The following is a 22,666-nucleotide window of genomic DNA, read 5'->3' as shown; positions in this document are numbered from 1 at the left end:
TTATCTAATAATAACGCGTTTCTGTGATTTATTATTTCCGTCAGAAATAACTACAATATAAATTCCTTTGTGCAAATTGTTTCTGGCGTCAATTGATAGTCCCTCTAATAAACTATTAGGATCTGTTTCTATTAACAGTGAGCTTTTACCCATTACATCGTAGAAGTTAATGCTTACCCTGTCAGACTCTGATTCTACATATCCCTTAATGTTAATGTTATTGGGACTAGTTGGATTAGGGTATACCGAAAGTTCATCAAAACTGTTTTTGAGCGTAATTCTAATAACATTTGAGTAACTAAAATTGCCATCAAAGTCAACCTGTTTAATTCGGTAATAAGCTAAATTCAAAGGTTTGGAATCCGTATATTCATAGCTTGAAGCATTTGTAGTAGTACCAGAGCCATTAACTCTGCCGATTTCAGAGAAATCTTTAATATTTCTTGCTCTCTCTATTGAGAAATATTCATTATTGATTTCGCTACCTGTAATCCAATTCAAGATTACATTGCCACCACTGATGGAGTAAGAGAAATCTGTAAACTCAACAGGGAGTGGACTGCCACTAAGCGTTTCAACTGTAATAGGATCGCTATCTATTGACGTATTATTAGCACCATCTTGCGCTGCTACGGAGAAAGTATACAAAGTTTCGGGAGTTAGTCCTTCAATAGTAACACCATTGCTGCTTGAGAAAACCGTCTCAGCCTGAGTACGTGCAGAAGAGTTTTTTCTAGACCCGCTGGCTTCTGAGGCAAGTGCATAAGTTACAATATACCCAGTAACTCCTACGTTGTCCACTGAATTATCCCATGACAGCGCGACCTGGGTATCAGTTTTGGCTCTGACCCATAAGTTTTGGGGAATAGATGGGGGAACCACGTCTGAAGGCGTTGCTGTGTTGGCAGTGTTTGAGAAATCAGATGATCCATAGGTGTTTACTGCTTTGACCTTGTAAGCATAATTGAGATTAGGGACTAAGTCTGTATGGTTATAAGAAGTTTCTCCATAACCTGTAGTATGCACTATTTCAAAGTCCGAACCAGCGGTTGAGGCATAAACTTCAAATTTTGGTATATAAGGACCTACTTTTTGTAGTACCTGTGTGAATATGTAATAGTGGCCTGGGGCATTTACGTGGATTCCGTCCCCTGAATCAAATTGACCCTTTATTCGATTGTCATTACCAAAATCTGTCAGATAATTATAAATATCGATAACCCTATTACTCAAAGAAGCTCTTACAGCATTGGCTTCGGTTTCCAACAGATGTCTCTTATTCGAGTTATTGTTGAAGTTCCTAGGCTGAGTGGTGGTGAAGAAAATTTCTACATCTTGAGCCAAGGCCAAGCTTAGAAGTTCATTGTAGTGTACTACCGTTGTTGCTGCATCTATATTTTCAGCAACATTGTTTGAAGGAAGATTGACAATAATAATATCTGGATTGAGAGCCAGGGCCGCAGTTATGTTATGAGCCGGGTCAGCAAAGAAACCCTCTCCGTTAGTTCCTGTTTCCCTTACATTATAGGTATTCAAGCCATTGGCGGCAAGATTAGTCAAGGTGTAGTTGGCATTGTTGGCAGTCATAGTACTGTCCAGTCTTGCGACCCAGCTATCACTGGAAGAGACTTCAGCACCATTGGCTGTTGATGAACCCAATACTACTATATCTGTTGATTCATAATCCCAATTCAGATTGATACTAAATTCTGTTGCATTTGCATTAGCCGTCAAGTTAGTTGGCGTGTTAGGAAGATTCAACGCTGGCATAAAACCACTTTTCAAAGCAATATCTGGAATTTGTTGTTTGTATATTCCGCTACCAGAAGGCCCTTTGTAGTAAACTTGTAAGTTGTTACCTCCTGACCTTTCAAAGTACTTGACAGTTATTGGGTGAGCTCCGGTAGTCAAATAAATTGAGCCACTTCTTTCCCTGTTACCATGAAGTCCGTCATTATCAACAATTTCTTCGTCTCCAATCCATAACTGGCTACCATCATCTGATACGGTATAGAAAGTGTATGTACCAGGTGTATTGATGTAAATGTAACCAAAGAAGTCGAAGGCAAAATAGTCATCGTCTTCGGTATAATCTTCTCGCACCGAAATTTTGAAGTTGGGATGGGCACCCTTAGCGTGCAATGCCCAATCTGAGAAGTCCCTAATTTCATCCCAAGTGCCTCCCGCAAAAAGGTTAAAGTACAGTCCTTCAAGAACAGTGGTTACTGAAACAGCGTTACTGGGACTTGAAGCATTTCCTGCATTGTCATATGCAACCACATAAAAACTGTATGTTTTTTCTTTTTCCAGTCCGGTGATTGTTGCCGTTGTATTTGCTGTTGTGGCTGCTAAAGTTCCGTCCAGGAAGTAAACTTTATATTCAGTAACTCCAACATTGTCAGTTGAAGGCAACCAGGAAAGCACTGCCTGATCAGTATGAACAGTGAAGTATTCATCGGCCAAATTATCAATTGTTGTATTGACCCTATGCTCTGTATAGGCAAAATTTTCGAACTTAAAGTCGCCAGGTGCTGTTGGCTTTTGACTGTCAGCGAGTGTTGTTGCTGATGCAATCTCTGTTGGGGCAGAGGGACCATTGGCGTTATATGCCCTTACTTTGTAATAGTAGGTTGTAACACTATTTAAAGCGGTATCGGCATAAAGCAATTTGTTGGGGGCAGTGGTAGTTACCCAGGTGAAATTGACCCCATCTGTACTTCTGTAAACTTCAAAGCCAAGTTCATCATCAGACTTGTCCTGCCAATAAACATTTATTGAGGTAGCAGAACTTGCTGAAGCATAGATGTTATCAGGAGCTGCAGGTAGTGAGCCTGAATAAGGTTGATTGGATACGTATATTTTATTGGATTCAAAACCTCTGCAAAGTCCTTCGTCTTTTACAATCAATGAATAAGCTCCAGGAGTTGAAACTGTTATGGTATTTAATGTAGAGTCATCAGCATATAAAACACCATCTTTATACCATTCATAATAGATACCAGGTTCATCAGTAGATAAGTTTACTTCTGTGCTACCATCTAAACCGGGTAAAGCAGTACTTCCCTCAGCGAATATGTGTGCCATTGGTCGCGGCTTCTTAGTAATTATATAAGGCTCTGACCATGCTGTCCATACAGCTCCTCTTCTAAATCTAACTTGATAACTGGCGAAATCATCAGCTATTGTTTCATTATCTCTTTCCGGCGAAGGGGGCATTGCAGTAATAACACCATCCTTTATCTTTCTCCATTCGTATTCGTCAAACCCTTTAGAAATACCAAGCCTAACATTGACTTCGTCTCCCTCGCAAACGGATTTAACTCCATAGTAGCCGTGGATGGTTAATTTGCTATATTGTAAAAACCATGAAAAGAAGTCGGGCTCAGCATAGGCTGTATTCCAAACACCGTGCCCCAGTGTAGGGTATAGGGTATACCTTGGCGTACCTCCAAGGTTTCTGATTTTATTAAGTTTTTGCTCTGTAGCAGAAGGTTTGGGTCTGGTATCCCTTCCCCCTTGAAATTGCCATACCGGCAGGTGGATCATCGTAGTATCCGGAGATACTACGTTAGTGTCAAATGCACCATGGTCTCTGTGACCTGACATCGGAGCTGCTGCTGCAAATAGATCCGGTCTTGAGTTAATAAGCATCCATGTACCCTGAGCTCCTTCAGAAAGTCCATGTATATAGATTTTGTTTGGGTCAATGGGGTAGTGCTTTATGAGTTGTTCTACCAGAGCAATAACCCGCCCTGTATAGGTCTCTAGCCCTGGCCCTGGATTGTAACCATTTTTGTTTTGTGGGAACAACACAAATCCTGGCCAATGCCGTGTGTCTGAAGGGTCTCTGTTAATGGCTTCTAGGTGTTGGCGTCCTCCATGTTGCAGATTATGGTCATTGTTCCACATCCTGGGGTCGTTTTCTCCATAACAGTTTCCTCCCCAGCAATCTGCTCTTTCTCCGGCGCCGTGCATAAAGACTACCATAGGTTTTAAGTCGCTGCCTAAGGAGTCAAAGTCAGTGGGGTAGGCAATTCTATAATTGATTAACCATTTATTATTTCCTTGGTTATATCCACCGTTTCCGGTTTTAGGAAGTAAATCTACTTGATGTGGGTCGGTTATCCAGTTTGGGTCGGTGGGGTGACGAAATAACGTAAAGTCTTTATACTGAGATGAATTAAAACCTGTCATGGCACCACCATAGTCTGACCCATAATAAGTTCCTCTGACCAAGGTGTCTGGCTTGAGTTGTGGGTTACCCGAACCATCCATTCGATAGCTCATGGTACCAGGAACAATATAATAATAATCTTTAGGGACTTGTGCCGACAAGGTTATTGTCGCCAGCAGCAGAATAAATACGGTAGTGAAATTTCTTTTCATTTTTAACGCCGTTTAGACAACCTAATGAGACAAATATTAAAATCACAAATGGATGTAATATTTAAAACCCTTTTTAAACCCTTTTAATAAAGCTCTATTTTAGTATTTATACTTTTATAGATTGTAAAATTAAACAATTTCTTCTAATACTTAAATTTTTACACCAATAACTTCCTGTCATTCGTCGAATTTGTGTTGCCCTTTGTTAGGTTTTGAATTTCAGAATAAAATGGTAGGCAACTTCATTTTGTTTAAGTATGTTCCGATATAATAAAGACCGAATAATAATGTATTATTTTATGTTTAAAATCCACGCTTCTTGGAATTCAAATTCATATATTTTCCTGATTTGATTCCTTACTTCTGATGCGGAATCGAAATCCTCAGAATGCTTAATGTAAACATAGTTAAGGCTTGTTGCCGGGTTAAATCCTACAGAGACATAGTAACCGGATGCTCTTACCTGGGCAGCATATGATTCAGCATTTTGTTTGCTTTGATATGTACCTACTATTACATAGAAACCTGGTGCAAGCTCCCCTGGTTTGATGACTTTCTCTTTTTTTGCCGCCTCATCCTCGTCATATAAGCGTTCTTCAAGTTCGGTAACATATTTCTTTTGGATCACCGGAACATCTTCTTCTTTTTCTTCAGGTGCCACTTCCTTGTTATTTATAGCTTTATTTGCCTCATCAGTATGGATGAGTCCTTCTTTGGTTATTGGTTGAATACCTGCAGTTTCCTCTGCCTCTTCTTTATCTATTACTTCGCTGCGTTTACCGATATTGTCAGTTTTTCTTGTGGGAATTACTTCATTGCTTACTATAGTCTTATTTTTTTGTCTTTTGTTCTTGCCTAGTTTTATGCTAACCTGAAACTCATGGGTGCCATCACCAAGTTCAGATGATATGGCGGCAGGAGCAAATTCATAGGCATAACCCACCTTGATAAATTCATTGATAGTGAAGCCTGCAAAACCATTAGCTCCTTGTTCTTCTCTGTATCCTCCACCAACCCAAAAAAGGTCATTGTAAGTAATAGCAGCTAAACCTCCTAGCTGATCAATCGACTTTTCGTCACTCTGATAAAAAATGGTCGGCTCAAGGGTCAGTTTTTGCCCTAAATCAAACTTATAGGAAACAGATGAAAAAGTAAGTTTAGTTGCTTCAAGCCCTATTTCTTCAAAATTCTTTTCCTGGGCAAACTGAGATTCCATCAATTGAGGTAGAGCAAAACCTACCGTTAATCTGTTCAAAGTAAAATTGACTCCAAACTGTCCGGAAAAATAAAAGCTCCTATCCAAGGCATTGGCATAAGCAGGATCATTGTTGACAAATTCGATCTCGTTTCTACCTACACCAGCGGTTAGTCCAAAAGATAAGCGACTCGTGGGACCAAGATTGATATTGTAACTAAACCCAGCGGTTGTTTCATAGGTGGTTATTAATCCAAGTTTGTCGCTATATAATACTAAACCGAAGGCAAGTCTTTCTGAAAGAGGAGTCTGAATATTGACATTGGTAGTTACTGGAGCACCCTCTATTCCAACCCACTGTTGACGGTGATTAATGTTTGCTTCTGTATAACCTGATTGACCAATGAAAGATGGATTATATAGCGCCGGGTTAAAAAAGAATTGATTATATGACGGTACTTGTTGACCAAATGCGTTCATGGTCACAAGTATAAGTAAGGCAATTAGTGAAGTTATTTTTCGCATGTTGGGTTTACTTCTTGCTATCTTATTACTGTTATACTTCCTGATGACGATGTTTTGTTATCACATTTTAAAATGTAAAAATAAACTCCATCTGGTAACTCCTGACCATTTAGCTGAGCTTCCCAGTTGTTTTGGTATGATATTGACTCATACACCTGAGAACCTCGTCTATTATAAATGTAGAGATGGCAATTCTCATACTTACTCAAATCAGGATCGAGTATCCATGTATCATTTTCCCCATCACGATTGGGGCTAAACATTTTCATAGGAAATTGGAGGTCGGTAAATTGAGAAATAACTTCTATATTAACCCTGTCACTACCTGAAAGCCCCTGGTTGTTGGTAATAGTTAATTCAAAGGTATAGTCTCCCTCATCAAGTCCGGTTACAACCAGAGAATCAGAATCCACTCCACTTAGTTGAGCTGTTGCACCTGCTATTTGCGTCCAAGCGTAAGATTCAATTAAGCCGGGGGTTATCATTTTGCCTGTTAGCAGTGCGTTGTTTTCAGGAAGAATAATGATTTGGTCCCGTCCCGCATCAACTAAGGGAGGTTGATTTTCGTTTACATCAGGCGATGTCACTACAACTTTTACATCATCAGAATCTGCCAGTCCTCCATCATCGGTTACTTCAAGCGTAAAGATGTAGACACCCTCTATTAAACCGGAAATGGAAAGGTCTGAAGTGTTTTCTCCAGAAAGGCTAGGTGTATTTGAACCACTTGCCATAAACCAGTGATAAGTGTCTATTATACCGTCTGGGTCCTGACCTGATCCATTGATCACAATGCTGCTTGTTGGAAGTTCCAGAAACAGGTCTTCTCCTGCGTTGGCTACTGGTGTCAGATTGAAAGAAGAAGGGAGAATGCTGATTTGTACTTCGTCGGCCCCCTGAGCTCCATCGTCATCGGTTACCGTGAGGCTGAAGATGTAAATACCTTCTAAAAGGTCAGAAAGGTTAAGTGTGGCCTGAGTCTGGTCGCTAGAAGTTCCATTGGGACCACTAACCTTTTCCCACAGATATGAGACTATGGTACCATCAACATCATTTCCTGAACCGTTTAGTACGGCAGTATTCGTGGGGAGTTTTATTACTTGGTCCGCTCCGGCAAAAGCTGTTGGAGCAAGGTTAGTATTTAGTGGCAGGATGGTTATCTGAACATCATCGGAGTCTTGAGCGCCATCTTCATCAGTTACGATAAGGCGAAATATATAGACGCCCTCCAGCATATCGGTTACGGTGAGTTGTGGCGTATTTTGATTGGTTAAAGTGGCCGAAGGTCCGCTGAGTTGACTCCAATTGTAGGTTAAAACTGTGCCATCAGGGTCACTGCCAGATCCATAGATTATTGCTGAGTTGGTAGGTAATACCAAGGTGAAGTCAGCACCTGCACTGGCTAGTGGGGATTGGTTCACCGTAGTTGGTTGCACTGTTATTATAACTTCATCGGATCCGGTGTCACCGTCATCGTCAGTTACAGTAAGTCTAAATTTATATTGCCCCTCCAGTAAATTACTTGCGGTCATCGTAGGAGTGGACGTATTAGTCAGATCGGCTGCGGGACCACTGATTCTAGTCCATAAATAATTTGTAATGGAACCATCTACATCACTACCTGAACCTACAATATTAATTGTATTGGTTGGTAGCACTAAAGTTTTATCCAAACCAGCATTAGCCGTAGGTTTTTGATTGACAGTTTCAGGTTGAACAATGACATTGACATAATCATCATCACTTGCTCCGTCATCATCTTGAACGGTTAAGCTAAAGGTATATGTACCTTCGACTAAATCGTTTACTGTTACTGTAGGGTTTGAGGCTCCTGATAAGGTGGCCGCAGTTGGTCCGCTTGCCTGACTCCAGGAATAACTGACAATAGTACCATCAGGATCACTGCCCGCACCTACTATGTTTGTGCTGTTTGTAGGCAATACCAATGTTATATCACTACCTGCTTTTGATGTAGGAGACTGATTTACAGCTTCCGGGTTTACAGTAACTGTAACATCATCCATGTCAGTAGCCCCGTCATCATCCGTTACCATCAAAGTAAATACGTAAGTACCCTCTATCAAACCTGAAACAGTAAGTGTAGGAGTGGTATTATTTGATAAAGTTCCTGCTGATGGACCACTTTTTTTTGTCCAGTTATATGAGGCTATGGAACCATCAGTGTCAGACCCGCTTCCAGAAATGGTAACAAAGTTAGTAGGTAGTGTAATGGATAAGTTGGAGCCTGCTTCTGCGGTAGGAACCTGATTTGTAGCTGCTGGATTTACAGTTATTATAGCTTGGTCAGATTTAGAGCCCCCATCATTATCAGTTGCAGTAAATCGCAGGGTAAATGACCCTTCGGTGAGGTCGCTTACTGTTACTGTCGTAGTATTTTGATTAGCCAAAGTGGCTATAGGGCCACTTATTATACTCCATGAGTATGATACAATGGAGCCATCGCTATCACTTGCTGTACCTGTAAGGTTAATGCTGTTCGTGGGAAGTGTTACATTTTTATCAGGGCCGGCATTTACAGTAGGTAGCACATTAGATGCTGTTACTACAATTTCTACATCATCTTGAGCAGAATCACCATCGTTATCAGTGGCTGAGAATCTGAAAATGTATGTTCCTGCCGTAAGGCCAGTTATTGATATTATATTGCCGCTTACTGTAAATGAGGCTGCCGGACCACTTATCTGAGTCCATTGAGTAGATGCTATCGTTCCATCATTATCGGTTGCTGTACCAGTTATATCTACGTTATCTGTAGGAAGTACAAGGTTGACATCCGCCCCGGTATTAACAACAGGAGGGGTGTTTAATGCAGTGATAGTTACGTTTACATTGTCTGAGCCAGAGGCTCCCTGGTCATCGGTAACAGTAAGTTGGAATGTATAAACACCTTCAATGAGATTGTTTGCACTCAGATCAGCCGTTGTTTCTCCAGATAATGTTGCCGTTGAAGGACCCGATACTTGAGTCCATCCATAGCTGGCTATTGTACCATCCGCGTCGGTTCCTGAGCCATTTATCACAACGGAATTCGTTGGTAATGTGATGCTAATATTTGTGCCTGCATCTGCTACCGGAGACTGGTTAACTGTTTCTGGAGCGACACTCACAGTAGCTTCATCGAAATGAGTTGCTCCGTCATCATCTGTTACTGTAAGCCTGAATATATATGTTCCTGCCACCAGGTTGTTTGCAGTTAGTGTTGCAGTGTTTTGGCCCGAAAGTGAAAAGGTAGAGGGGCCAGAAGTTTTAGTCCAGGAATAACTGGCAATGGTGCCGTCAGAATCAGAGCCTGACCCATTCAACATAACAGAATTTACTGGGAGGGTTATATTTTTGTCTGAACCTGCATTGGCAACAGGAGCAATATTTGGAGGTAATGATATTACTGTAACCTGTACAATATCCGTATCTTCTGCACCATCATCGTCTGTGACAGTAAGTTGAAACTCGTATGTGCCTTCTACAAGATTTGATATACTGGCTGTAGCAGTGCTGGCATTGACCATTGTAGATGCCGCAGGGCCACTTATTTGTTGCCATAGGTACGCTGTAACAGTACCATCAGCATCTGTTGCGCTTCCACTAAGGTTTGTCGCATTGGTGGGGAGCGTCAGGTTAATATCCGCACCGGCATTGGCGTTAGGATTTTGGTTAGCTGCAATTACCGTTACCAAAACATTATCAGATCCTGTAGCCCCATCATCATCAGTAATAGTTATTTTGAATTCATAGCTTCCTTCGATTAGGTCAGATAAACCTAATGTAGTTGTGTTTTGGTTAGCTAAAGTTACTGTAGGGCCACTTAGCTGCGCCCATGCATAAGAAACTATTGATCCATCACTATCGCTACCACTACCTGTAAGTGTAGTACTGTTCGTAGGTAAATTAATAGTTTTATCCGAACCCGCATTTGCGGTAGGAGGAGAGTTTATAGTTGCAGGGTTTACAATCACATTAACTTCATCAAAAGCTGTAGCTCCATCATCATCAGTAACTGTAATTCGAAATTTATAGGTACCTTCGATTAGGTTACTTACTGTTATGGTAGCGCTGGCGGCACCAGTGGTTGTTGCAGTGGATGGTCCGGATTGTTGAGTCCATGCATAGGTTACTATATTACCATCCGCATCACTCGCCGTACCTGTAATGTTGGTACTGCTGGTAGGTAGTATCAAAGTTATATCTGCATCAATATTAACAGTAGGGGACACGTTTACAGCGGCAGGGTTTACTGTAACGTTAACATCATCAGTTGCTGTATTTCCGCTATTATCTGTTACTGTAAGTCTAAAGGTGTAAATTCCCTCCAGTAGGTTGTTTGCAGTGAGCGTTGCAGTGTTATTATTAGCCAAACTAGCTGATGGACCTGATATTCGCTTCCATTGATATGATGTAATTGTGCCATCAGGGTCACTTCCAGACCCGCTAATGGTTATACTGTTCGTAGGTAGTGTAATAGATTGATCAGGTCCTGCATTCGCTGTTGGGTTTCCTGATAGAGATTTAGAGAGCATCCACTCATATAAATTGGGGTTGTGGTATGTATGCCCTGTATTGTATGCTCTGGTCCATGAGTTATGCCCAATGCCTTCATAGGTGGTGAATATCAATTCTGCAGTAGGTACCGGAGTTGTACAGTCTTTTACAGAATTAAACATGGCAAGCCCACTGGCGTAGCCAACAGTTTTGTCTTGATCACCATGAAATGCCCAGAGTGGTATTTCCCTTTCAGAGATCACACATCCCTTGTTAGTGTCTGCCCATGCTGCTATGGGAGATATGGATGCCAGTTTGTTAGGGTCATTCACTGACATGTAAGAATATTTGTATACACCATTTGAACCCAGGCTTAGTCCTGTCAGGTGTATTTGGTTAAGATCAACTCTATAGTTTAATGAACCATTAAGTATATATCTAAAAACTTCATCGATCAGAGAAACGCCCCAAGAAGGCTTATCCCCTGGTAATTGAGGTGCAATGACAATAAAACATTTTTCCACTCCATCTACAGTAAAGCACATATTGTGGCCATTTTGAATCTCTTTTGGGGGGCCATGTGCCTTTACTTTTTCAAGGTCAGAAGGGGAACCACTACCTTTTTCACCGGCACCATGCAAAAACATCATCAAAGGATATTTTTTTGTGGAATTTGTGGCATAATCAGGAGGTAAATACTCCAGATAACCTGTTCCTGCTGGAGTCATTCTAGGGGTAAACTGAGACAGACCAATTGTTGGAGAAAGTAAAAATACAATCGCCCAAAGCAGAAAATTAGGTTTGGTGTTCATGGGGCCAAAAACTATTTGATATATACCGGTAGCTATATCAATACAAGGTACAAAAAAAGAAATTAATTTATTAAAAAAATAATTTAAAATTGAATTCTACCTGTTTAGTACTAATTGGGCTTAATCGCAATTCTTTGATATCCAGTCTTTAATGTTGATTTTGTATAAATGGCCTCCAAGCATCTTCTTAAACCTCTCATCAGCTATATATAAGGTTTCATTGTCAATAAATGTAATGGCTTCTTTTTGTGTAAAACTGTCGAGAATAATTTTTGTGATTTTTCCTTCGGAGAATTTCTTTCCTTCAAAACAACTAAGTACCCATATTTTTCTATGGGAGAGTAGTGCTATGGTTTTTCCATCAGGGCTGATGTCAGCTCCTGTTATCCAGTTGTCATGCATAGATCCGGACTCAAGCTTCAAGCTGTCAATCAACTCTGCCTCATAGTCTCCGGGAGTAGTGGGTATTTTATATATTTTAACAACACCTGTAAATGGATTAGCGCGATTTTTTGAGAAGGTATAAAGAGAGTTGTTATAATGAATCATGGCCTCAGAGTCATAATTCATTTCCTTAGTAGAAGGAGGGAAGTTTTTTTGGTCTGGATAATTGAAGCTTATGGTTTCTGATTTAACTCGCTTCGAAGTATCGTTTGCCGAGAATTTGTAGATGTAAAGTTTTTTTCGATTATTTTCGTTATTTCCAATGTCACCAATGTATATGTTGTCTTTATGGTCTATGGCAAGGTCTTCCCAATCAAAATTTGAAGAGAAAATTACTTTTTTAAACTGATTTATTGTACCGGAGGTATCTAATTGCATAATGTATGGCCCATTATAACTGTCATTGTGTGCCCATAATACACCTTTACTATCTTTAATTAACCCGGAGATTTCATTTAGTGACTGAGGAAGGGTACAAACTACTTTGAGTTTCGCGTTATTTTCACTCGCTAAAGATGCTGCAGTATTATCCTTGAGACCAATGCCCTCATAAAGTACAGTGGATTGATCCTGGTTCAGTTGGTGTGATAAAAACCATTCGTAGATGTTGGGGCTATTCCATTTATGGGTTAAATCATAAGCTTTTTGCCATGAGTTATGACCTGTATTTTTATATGCGGTGAATTTATAATCTTTTTCAAAACCACTTTTGCACGAATCAATTTTATCAAACATGGCCTTGCCTCTGGCAAATGATACTGTTTTATCATCTACACCATGAAAGACCCAAACAGGGATATTCCGCTCTTTGACAATACATACCTTATTGGTACTGCCCCAGCCTGCGATTGGAGCAATTGCTGCGAGCTTATTTTCCGCGTTATAGCTGCTGTATGCATAATTCCAGGTACCATTTCCGCCCATACTTAAGCCTGTAAGGTAAATTCTTCCCGGATCTATATTATATTCCGAAAGAGCATAATTGATGAATTCGTCAACATATCCTGGCTCCCAAAAAGTATTTGGTTTATCCAGTTGCGGGGCAAGAACTATAAAAGAGTAATTCTTTCCATATGATTTAAACTTTCCGAAATCTCCATTTTGAATATGTTTTAGGGGCCCATGTTTTAAAACTGCCTGCATAGAAGAGTCGGAACCATCACCACGTTCGCCTTTACCATGCAGAAAAAATATTACAGGACTTTTACTACTGTGAGCTTGGTAATCAGTAGGTAAATATTCCCAAAACTTTATATTGGAAATGGTACTTGTTTGCTTGGGTGTTAAAGTTTGGCCACTTGAATGGGAAAAGAAAAACAGGCACCCGCTAAGTAAAATTAGCAGGTATTTGTTTCTTTTTACATCCATTTTTCTTTCCACAGTTGGAAAATCAAGATATTCCACAGCTTTTGATGGTTTATTTCTTTTCCTGAAAGATACGCATTTCTAAGTTCTATTACACTTTTAGTAAAAATACCATCATTTTTTAATCTAGTCTCATCCAAATACTCAAGGTAATAGTCTTTTAACTCATCTTTAAACCAAACCGTAAGGGGTGCAAGGAATGGCTTTTTAGGACGATCCATGATAGCTTTGGGTACATATTTATGAACTATCGTTTTCAATATACTTTTGTTGACGCCATCCTTTATCTTATAACTTGAAGGGAGCTGACTTACGAATTCAACTATTCGGTGATCCAGTATAGGCTCTCTGCCTTCCAAGCCCACTGCCATGGTAGCCCTATCTACTTTGGTGAGGTTGTTATCTAAAAGAAACGTTTTGTAATCAATGGCAAGAAGCTTGTTCAGAGGGTCATTACCATTATTCAATTCAGATTCAATGTCGAAATATGTCTTCTTATTTTGAAAGTCTTTTGTGAGATATTTTCTAGCCTCTTGCTCTGTAATGAATTGAGAGATCACTTTCATGGCGTGAGATGGAGATTTATACTTCCATATTTCTCTCATCTTCTCATACCTTGTCGAGAAGTTGTATTTTTTATTGAATACAGGGATGTTTTCCGGAGATATCAATCCCATGGCACTACTCATGAGGCTTTGAGCTACTCCTGGAAGCTTAGTGAAATTAACTGCTCTGTTAAACTTGTCATACCCGGCAAATATTTCGTCGCCTGCATCACCGGAAAGCGCTACTTTTACTTTAGTACGTGCCAGTTGACTTACAAGAAATGTAGGTACCACTGAATTATCTGCAAATGGCTCATCATAAATTTGAGGAAGCTTATGGAGGATATCTGCTGTATCCTTAGCAGTACAATACTTTTCCGTATGGTCGGTTCCCAGGTAATCAGCGACTTTTTTAGCCTCGGGGGCTTCGTTGAAGGCCTGTTCTTCGTACCCAATGGTAAATGTTTTGATCTTTTCGGTGCTTTGAGACTGAAGCAGAGCCGTAACTGCAGTGCTATCATAGCCACCACTTAAAAACAATCCTACTGGTACGTCGGAGACCATTCGATATGAGAATGCGCTCATAAGCAGTTTCTCAGTTTCTTCAACAGCCTCGTCATAAGATATGTCCAGCTTTGGTTTGTTGTAATGATCCACAACATCCCAATATTTATGCTTCTTGAGATCCTTATTTTTTAAGTCGAGTCTTAGAAAATGACCAGGTTCTAATTTAAAGCTATGTTTGAATATAGAGTAGGGAGCGGGTAAATAGTTATACTGAAGAAAGAGAGCAAGATTATCATGATCTATTTCTTTCCTAAAAGAACTATGTTTATGAAAGCTTTTTAGTTCTGATGCAAATAGTAGACATCCGTCTTTAAAATAATAATATAGGGGCTTTACTCCAGCCCTATCTCTAAAGAAAAGTACCTCGTCATTGTTTTTGTCGTAGAGTACAAAAGCAAACATGCCAATAAAATGATCTACTGCTTTGGTACCCCAGCAATCAAAAGCTTTGAGAAGTACTTCAGTATCGGAGTGGGATTTGAACTTATATCCCTTTTGAGAAAGGAGCTCAGCAATCTCTTTGAAATTATAGATCTCTCCATTAAAAACAACTGTATATTGTTGGAATTGCATGGGTTGATGACCCAGCATACTCAGGTCAAGAATAGAAAGTCTTCTATGTCCTAATCCGATCTGAGCGTATTCATTATCTTCAAAATGAATACCACTATCGTCAGGTCCGCGATGGATCAATTCATCAGTCATCGCCCTCAATATCTCTTCGGACGAATGCTTATTAAAATCTATAAAACCAGCTATGCCGCACATAAATTACTATTAAAACTGTGGTACTTCTTTAATTCCAAAATTCCAGGTTATTGCTTTCCAGAAGACAGATAAGTGTTTGTATTTGCCTTTGCTAATAAAGGATAATACGTTTTTGGGTATTGTAAAGAACAGGAGAAACGTTAGAAAAATGGCATATGAGACGCTACTTTTATTTCTTCGCATGAAAAGAATGCGGTTTCTTGTTAGGTAGTATGTTTTAAGTGTACTGTCCTGACCTATAGAAGCAGAAACCTTATGACATACAAGCGCTTTTGGCTGATAATATATTTTATAGCCTGCCTTTTTTATCATTTCACACCAGTCAAACTCTTCATAGTAGAGAAAGTAATCTTCGGGCATTGGTCCAACTTTCTCAATAATACTTTTGGGAACCATCATGCCACCACCATGGGTATAATGAGTTACTGATACCTGGTCATATTGTCCTTGGTCTTTTTCATCGGCACCGATTGTTTCGTTTCTTCCTGTAAGAGCGCTAATGGAGGAATATCCTGCATATTCAATTATTCCGGGCTTATTGAAATAATGAAACTTAGGACTCACAGCCCCTACATCTTCGAACTGCTTAAATGTATCCAAAAGGGGGGGGATACAATCAGGGGTCAGTTCTGCATCATTGTTTACTAAAAAGACATATTCGCCTTTAGCTTCTTTTATCGCTACGTTGTTTCCTCCCGCAAAACCTAAATTGTCAGAATTCATGATAAAGTTCACTTCAGGGAATTCATCGACAATATCTTCTATATCCCTGTTGGCAGAACCATTATCAACAATTATTATTTCCAGATTTTCATAGTTAACTTTTCTGAGGGACAGTAATAACTCTTTGGTCTGAACAGTGCTGTTATAATTTATGCTAACTATAGAAACCAGCGGTTTGATTATAGGTTTCATTTTTGACTAGGGGAACTATGGGGTGTATGAATAAATTTCTTGTTTGCTCCTTTGAGCTTAAACAGCAGCAGGAACATTTTCCAGAATATAGCCGGTAGCCTAAATACAGATTTTATTAGTCTTGGACCATAATAGCTCTTGGGAATTGCCAGAAGAATTCCTAATATGGTTGCACTCCAGGTCATAAACCATATATTGAATGGAATGGTTATGACTGACTGAAGAAAGAAAAGAGTAAAAGTAACACCAGTGATAAGTCCAAGGTTAATCAAGCGTGGTAATTGCACATTACGAAGGACGGTACTATTAAAATAAGTTATTCTTCCTTTAAAAAGGTTTACAATTCCTGATAAAAAGTATTGTTTTAGATAAAAGTACTGGCTCGATATCCATCTCTTTCTTTGGTTTTCAAAAACATGGGACTTCTCAACCTTTTCATCATAAATTATTGCATTGGAAGCATATTTCACCTTTATACCTTCATTTACCAACCTTAGCTCAAGTTCCCTGTCAAAGCCTCCAATTGAAGCCATTTGCTTGAGCATATCTTTCAATATAGCATAGCGGAATGACATGCCGGAACCCTTAAGAGCAGCTGAAAGGTGGAGTGCTGTTCCTCCACGACCATAAACATGGTTATTTATTTCTTCACTAAGTCCATCGAGGTAAGATAGTGAGTTGTTTTCATTTTTTGCTGCTCTGCGACCTTGTATTGCCAGAAATCCCTGTTCATGGAGATTGTTCATGGTTTCAAGGAAATCAGGTTCCATGATATTATCCGCATCCAGAATCACAACAAAGTCATAATCATCGCCAATTCGTTTCATGGCTTCATTCATGGCTTTCACCTTTGTGCTTTTTTCAAAGGACACTTCACATGTATTAATGGGTAATGTTTTTAGCTTGCTAATGGTTTCCGGCTGAAGGGAGTCTGCAATCACAACCACCTCATATCTATCCTTAGGATATGTTTGATTAAGTGCTTCTTTTGCCACATGGAATATAACGCCATCTTCCTTGTATGCAGGAATCAGTACTGCAAACTTATTTTTACGGGTTACTTTAGCAAGGGGAGGTTTTTGATAAAAAAGTCCTGCTACAGAAAGAGTAAGGTTGTACAGAGCTACATAGGCAAAATAGGATAGTAAGACTATCTCAATAATAAAAAAGACTATATTCAAGGTCTAAGTTGGGTTTAAGTTTTAAAACACTATTATACTATACGTCTTCTGATTGCAGAAGTGCGGCTGGTGTTTTTAGCATAATTTTCAGATCATACCAGAAGGAGTTTTTCTGGGCATATTCCATATCTAAGGCAACTCTTTCAGCTTCAGACATTTCCTCTTTCCCTCTTTTGGTTATTTGCCACAGTCCTGTAATGCCTGCTGGGGCAAGGAACCTAAGAGCCCATTGATCTTGTGTGAGTTTTTCAGCTTCGTATAGTGGTAATGGCCTATTGCCAACTAACGACATGTCACCTTTTAGTACGTTGAATAATTGAGGTAATTCATCAAGACTTGTCTTTCTTAGGAATGAACCCAACTTGGTTATTCTTGGGTCATTTTTTACTTTGAAGAATAAAGCATCATCACCATTGCTATACTGATTCAAATGTTTGAGGTCATTAACAACCTGATCAGCATCCTGTCTCATGGATCTGAATTTATAGAAATTAAAAATCTGATATCCTTTCCCTGCTCTCTTAGAGATGTAGAATATGGGCCCCTTAGAGTCGATTTTAATAGCTATGGCTATAATCAATAATATGGGACTGACCATTAATAATAATGAGGCTGATATGGCGATGTCAAAGGCGCGCTTAAGTGACCACATTTTGAAAGAATCACCATTATGAAGAGATGGTTTAGGTTTGATACCAACTTCCTGTTCCTGGTTGTTGGATAAGGTTTTCAACCTGGTCAGGAATTCAATGCGAAGTGTAAGATATTTTGCACTAATGTTATCCGTATAATAATCTTCCGCTCCAACTTTGATGGCCAGATCGCGTTCTTCTTCATCAAATTTTTCGGCTATGATAATTACCGGAATCTCTATTAAACTTTTACTTTTCTTTAACGATTTTATTGTTTCTACGGAGTCAGGCGTTATTTTCTGGCTGATAATAATAACGTCGGGAAGTTTATCTGTGGAAGAATTTGCATTATGAAGTAAAATTTCAACCCCTTCACTGATATCCTTAACGTTATGTACGTCATAACTCTCAAGCTTCAGGTCCAGGCATAAATCGCCATATTCTCCAATGAAAAATACATTCCCCTTCTTCTTATGCTCAACTTTAGGTGTTTCTCCCATTAATGAGCTATCATGCTTGAGAGACTGAAAATCCAAAACATAACCATCTTTCATATCTTAATTGATTAGAGAGTTCTCCTTTCGTTTATTGGTAATTAGGTTGTTGAGCAGTTCAATTAGTTTTTCGGGATTAAATGGCTTTACTATGTATTCGTCAGCACCTGCTTCCAAACAGTAATTCTTAGTTTTATCATCTCGGAAAGATGAGATGACAATTACAGGTATCCCGGAATATAGACCGTTAGTTTTTAGATTAGTCAGAAAGTCCTTTCCATCAATAACTGGTAAGTGGATATCAGTTACAATAACATCAGGGTGGCCAAATTGATTCATATGTTTCAATGCATGTGCTACATTACTAAACACATCAACAATATAGTCCTTCTCAAGCATCTTTTTAATGAGCCATCTCATGGCCTCATCATCGTCAATTACCAATATCTTTTTCTTCATCGCAATTTTCTTAAACTTACACTAAGATGCTCGCCACTTATCCGATTGTACTCCCGTATGGATTCAACCTTTAAGATTATTAAGCCAACCATCTATTTACAAAACTGAGAACATCAATTATAATAAAAATTAAGGACTTTTAGAAAGACAAAAGTAGTTTAATTTTATTTTACAATTCAAATTTATTTTTAAACAATTTTAATTTTCCAAATATTATACTGGTTAGATCTTTTCAAAAAGTTACATATGAACGATTAAAGTACTTTTTTTAATTTTTTCATACATAATATTCATTATAAATCTATCCAATGGATATTTACCATAATTTCGTTGGATATTCAATGATGTAAGTCATAACATGTAATTTGTATCAATGTTTTTTGTTTTGATGTTGATGACTCCATCATTTAAATACTAACAAACAACAGGCTCTGGGCTATACAGCCATCCCAGATAGCAAATGTTGGTTGACTATAACACAAAGTTAATAGCGCATGCCTTTTATGAAATTGACCTGTTAATTACTAAATTGTTAATATTATAAAAAGGGAATGATAATAGAAACATTCCTGACAGATACATTCCTGTTTTGTAAATTATCATTTTATAATTTTAATTAAACAGTTAGTGGAGAGGTTGTTATAGTAATTACACAAGGTAGTGAAAAGGTAACCTCTAACTTTGATATAAATATGATTTTTTTATAAAAATCTATTAATAAGCAAGTTAGTGATTTGTGGAGTAAGTGTAAAGGGGAAATTCACCCTTGTCAGCTTTGATGTTAGTCTAGGCATTGGATTCTCGCTATAATTTTAATATCTTCCTTACGTATCCTGGGTTTTGGTAATGAGTTTGGCAAGTTTCTTTTACCATATGCAATGAAAAGATCTCGTGTAATTGGCTTTTTTGCTTTTCTGTTGACTTTGTCTTTAACACAGTACCTTGCCTATCAGCAATATCTCATTGTTAAAGAAAATGAAACTAAAAAGGTGAAGCATGAACTCTACTCATTAAGTGACAGGGTAGAGGCAATGTTAAAATATAGTATGTCTGCAACCCGTATATTGGGTTATTTGGTAGAAAAGTATGGTGTGCCTGAAGACTTTGACAGTGTAGCTTATGATATCCTTGATTCTCATAAGTATATTGATGCATTACAGCTTACCCGTAAAGGGGTGATTACGCATGTGTACCCCGTACAGGGAAATGAACCAGCTCTGGGCTTTGATGTACTTAGAGACTCATCTGTTAGTGGAGAAGCAATGAAAGCTATTGAAAGAAAAGAGCTTTTTTTTGCAGGGCCACTTAATCTCAAGCAAGGGGGTAAAGGAGTTGTGGGCAGATTGCCCATATTTAAGGATGGCGAGTTTTTTGGTTTTTCAGTCGTAATCATCAAGCTATCCACACTCCTTGATGCTTTTGGTATGCAAAACCAAAATCATAATTTTAAATACCAATTATCAAAAATAAATCCGGTTACCAGGCAACAGGAGTTCTTTCTGAAGGATGAAATTAACGCTCAGGAAGAAGCTTCAGTTTTTATTGAAGTGCCGGACGGAGCATGGATGCTTTATGTGAGTAGCGCCTCTGGTTCAATAATCTATTATAGCGTTTATGGCTTTGTTTTGGGAGGTATATTGTTTTCCTTTATACTGGGCGTATTTGTATTCCAATGGGTGGAAAAACCGGAAAAGCTCAAAAAACTTGTAAAAGAGATGACTTCACAACTCCTGGCAACTCAGGAAAATTCAAAAACCACCCTGGACCGTATAAGTGATGCTTTTGTTTCATTTGATAATGATTGGCGATGTACCTATATCAATCAACGCGCGACAAAGCTTTTTGGATTGAAATCCGGGCAGGTTATAGGGATGAATATCAGGGCTAAGTTTCCTGAATTATCGGGAAGTCCATGGTATGATGCTTTTGAAAAGGCAATGGATTTACAAGAATACGTATCCGTTGAATTCTTCTTCTCTGAAAAAAGTAAATGGCTAGAAAGTCATTTTTATCCGTCTGTTGATGGGGTATCTATATTCATTCGTGATATTACAGAACAGAAAACGGCTAAAGAGCGGCTGGCTAGTAGTGAAAAGTACTTTAGGGCACTGATTGAAAACAGTGCCAATGCCATCGTTTTAATGGATGCCAATGGGGGTGTAAGGTATCAAAGCCCTTCTACTATTAGAATAAGTGGATATTCACTTTCTGATATGTTGGAACTAGATGGTGTTGGCCTGGTACACCCTGATGATCGAGATGCTGTTGTGCGATTGTTTGAAAAAGTGTTGCAATCTCCAGGAAGGGTATTTCATACGGAGTATAGGTTTAAACATAAAAGTGGTAGGTACATTTGGTTAGAGGGGTATTATATCAATTTGCTTGAAGATGTTAACATTGGTGCCATAGTTTATAATTATTATGATGTTACGGAAAGAGTCAAAACCCAGCAGGCCATCAGTTATGAGAAATACTTGTCTGACTCTATTATAAATAGTTTGCCCGGTATATTCTACTTGTATGATCGGTACGGGAGATTTTATCGGTGGAATAAAAATTTTGAAAAAATATCCGAGTATACTTCCGAAGAGGTGAGTCAAATGCATCCGCTTGATTTTTTTGATGAGGGGGATAAGGAGGTGATGCGTGAGAAAATTGAATCTGTATTTATAAAAGGTAAAGACGATATAGAATCTTACTTCTATACAAAATCTGAAAGGAAAATTCCTTATTATTTCTCGGGATGTAGTATTTGTATCGAAGGGCGAGAATACCTTATAGGTATGGGTATTGACATCACTCAGAGGTTAGAGGCCGAGAAAAAGGCTCTTGCAGAATACAGAGAAAAGGAAACTGTTTTAAACAGGATAAATGATTCTGTAATTTCTCTTAACAACTCGTGGGAATATACATTCTTGAACGATGCAGCCTTGCGAATGCATCCGTTAGGTAAAGACAAGACTATTGGAAAGGAGTTTCTTGAAGTACATCCTGAGTTGGAAGGTGGGCCTGTCTATAAAATGTTAAAACAAGCGATGCAAGCCATGGAAGTTATGGAAACAGAAGGGTATTACTCTTCATTGCAGTTATGGTTTTCAGCAAAAGCTTACCCTTCAGAAGACGGACTTACTGTGTTTTTTCGAGATATATCTGAGAAGAAAAAGGCCGAGCAGGAGATTCTGAACCTGATCAATAACCTTAAGGAAAAAAACAGAAACCTTCAGCAGTTCTCGTATATTGTGTCTCATGATTTAAGGGCACCTCTTGCTAATATTTTAGGTCTTGCGGGGGTTATTAATGAAAGTGAGACAGTTGATAAAATTTGTGTTCAGGCAATGGCAGACGAAGCCAGTCGCCTTGATCAGGTAGTAAGGGATATGAATTCGGTTGTCTCAGTGAGGGAGATGGTTGCAGAGAAAATGGAGACTGTTTCATTTAAGGAGGAACTGGATTGGGTAGTTGGTCAGTTGTCAGTAGATATTGAAGCTTCCTCGGCCTCTATTTTAGAAGATCTTAAGGTTGCTCATATTGACACATTAAAAAACTACATTAGAAACATCTTGTTATACCTTTTGACAAATGCTATTATGTATAGGTACCCTCAGCGCGAGCCTAAAATCAAGGTAAAAACAGTCTATGATGGAGCTTTTATCCGTCTGTCAGTTGAAGACAATGGGTGCGGAATAGATCTGCAAAAGTATGGAGATAAAATTTTCGGGTTGTATCAACGGTTTCATAGTGGTGGTAATGCAAAAGGTGGAGTAAACATGGTTAAAACAATGACTGGTGCTTTGGGTGGGTATGTGGAGGTTGTAAGTGATATTAATGAAGGTTCGATTTTCAAGGTATACTTACCTTTAAACTATAAAAAGTTAAAGTAA

The 22,666-nt window shown here is 38.8% G+C and carries 10 protein-coding genes; 1 reads left to right on the top strand and 9 read right to left on the bottom strand.

The features are described from left to right. From JMN32_RS21455 to JMN32_RS21415, 9 genes are all read right to left on the bottom strand, one after another. Positions 1 to 4,386 (bottom strand): fibronectin type III domain-containing protein, encoded by a 4,386-nt coding sequence (locus JMN32_RS21455; RefSeq protein ID WP_202858435.1) that lies wholly within the window; start codon positions 4,384 to 4,386, stop codon positions 1 to 3. A 292-nt stretch (positions 4,387 to 4,678) separates the two neighbouring features. Beyond that, a complete protein-coding gene (locus JMN32_RS21450; RefSeq protein ID WP_202858434.1) occupies positions 4,679 to 6,106 on the bottom strand; it encodes a PorP/SprF family type IX secretion system membrane protein in 1,428 nt (475 codons plus the stop codon). A 17-nt stretch (positions 6,107 to 6,123) separates the two neighbouring features. Continuing rightward, positions 6,124 to 11,415 (bottom strand): PKD domain-containing protein, encoded by a 5,292-nt coding sequence (locus JMN32_RS21445; RefSeq protein WP_202858433.1) that lies wholly within the window; start codon positions 11,413 to 11,415, stop codon positions 6,124 to 6,126. 120 nt (positions 11,416 to 11,535) lie between these two features. Further along, the gene (locus tag JMN32_RS21440) at positions 11,536 to 13,263 is read right to left on the bottom strand and encodes a hypothetical protein (RefSeq protein WP_202858432.1); all 1,728 of its coding nucleotides are present in this window, start codon (positions 13,261 to 13,263) and stop codon (positions 11,536 to 11,538) included. Next, entirely contained in the window at positions 13,218 to 15,104 is a 1,887-nt protein-coding gene (asnB, locus tag JMN32_RS21435; RefSeq protein ID WP_202858431.1) for an asparagine synthase (glutamine-hydrolyzing), read from the bottom strand. Before asnB ends, JMN32_RS21440 begins: the two co-directional genes overlap by 46 nt. A gap of 9 nt (positions 15,105 to 15,113) precedes the next feature. Then, positions 15,114 to 16,019 carry a glycosyltransferase family 2 protein gene (locus JMN32_RS21430; protein ID WP_238354579.1) on the bottom strand — a complete coding sequence of 302 codons (906 nt, stop codon included), beginning with the start codon at positions 16,017 to 16,019 and terminating at the stop codon, positions 15,114 to 15,116. Beyond that, entirely contained in the window at positions 16,016 to 17,200 is a 1,185-nt protein-coding gene (locus JMN32_RS21425) for a glycosyltransferase (RefSeq protein ID WP_238354578.1), read from the bottom strand. The genes JMN32_RS21430 and JMN32_RS21425 overlap by 4 nt, the downstream gene beginning before the upstream one ends. A 37-nt stretch (positions 17,201 to 17,237) precedes the next feature. Further along, positions 17,238 to 18,386 (bottom strand): sugar transferase, encoded by a 1,149-nt coding sequence (locus JMN32_RS21420; protein ID WP_202858430.1) that lies wholly within the window; start codon positions 18,384 to 18,386, stop codon positions 17,238 to 17,240. A gap of 3 nt (positions 18,387 to 18,389) precedes the next feature. Further along, positions 18,390 to 18,785 carry a response regulator gene (locus JMN32_RS21415; RefSeq protein WP_202858429.1) on the bottom strand — a complete coding sequence of 132 codons (396 nt, stop codon included), beginning with the start codon at positions 18,783 to 18,785 and terminating at the stop codon, positions 18,390 to 18,392. A gap of 878 nt (positions 18,786 to 19,663) precedes the next feature. Here JMN32_RS21415 and JMN32_RS21410 point away from each other — a divergent pair. Next, positions 19,664 to 22,666 carry a PAS domain S-box protein gene (locus tag JMN32_RS21410; protein WP_202858428.1) on the top strand — a complete coding sequence of 1,001 codons (3,003 nt, stop codon included), beginning with the start codon at positions 19,664 to 19,666 and terminating at the stop codon, positions 22,664 to 22,666.

The organism is Fulvivirga marina, from assembly GCF_016775155.1.
Classification (GTDB): Bacteria; Bacteroidota; Bacteroidia; order Cytophagales; family Cyclobacteriaceae; genus Fulvivirga; species Fulvivirga marina.
The sequence above is the reverse complement of the archived record's forward strand: the minus strand, read 5'-3'. Positions and strand labels throughout refer to the sequence as shown.

What these genes read in the sequence shown, in the direction of transcription:
- JMN32_RS21455 (WP_202858435.1), bottom strand. Translation starts at nt 4,386, where the DNA reads ATGAAAAGAAATTTCACTACCGTATTTATTCTGCTGCTGGCGACAATA.
- JMN32_RS21450 (WP_202858434.1), bottom strand. Translation starts at nt 6,106, where the DNA reads ATGCGAAAAATAACTTCACTAATTGCCTTACTTATACTTGTGACCATG.
- JMN32_RS21445 (WP_202858433.1), bottom strand. Translation starts at nt 11,415, where the DNA reads ATGAACACCAAACCTAATTTTCTGCTTTGGGCGATTGTATTTTTACTT.
- asnB (WP_202858431.1), bottom strand. Translation starts at nt 15,104, where the DNA reads ATGTGCGGCATAGCTGGTTTTATAGATTTTAATAAGCATTCGTCCGAA.
- JMN32_RS21430 (WP_238354579.1), bottom strand. Translation starts at nt 16,019, where the DNA reads ATGAAACCTATAATCAAACCGCTGGTTTCTATAGTTAGCATAAATTAT.
- JMN32_RS21420 (WP_202858430.1), bottom strand. Translation starts at nt 18,386, where the DNA reads ATGAAAGATGGTTATGTTTTGGATTTTCAGTCTCTCAAGCATGATAGC.
- JMN32_RS21415 (WP_202858429.1), bottom strand. Translation starts at nt 18,785, where the DNA reads ATGAAGAAAAAGATATTGGTAATTGACGATGATGAGGCCATGAGATGG.
- JMN32_RS21410 (WP_202858428.1), top strand. Translation starts at nt 19,664, where the DNA reads ATGAAAAGATCTCGTGTAATTGGCTTTTTTGCTTTTCTGTTGACTTTG.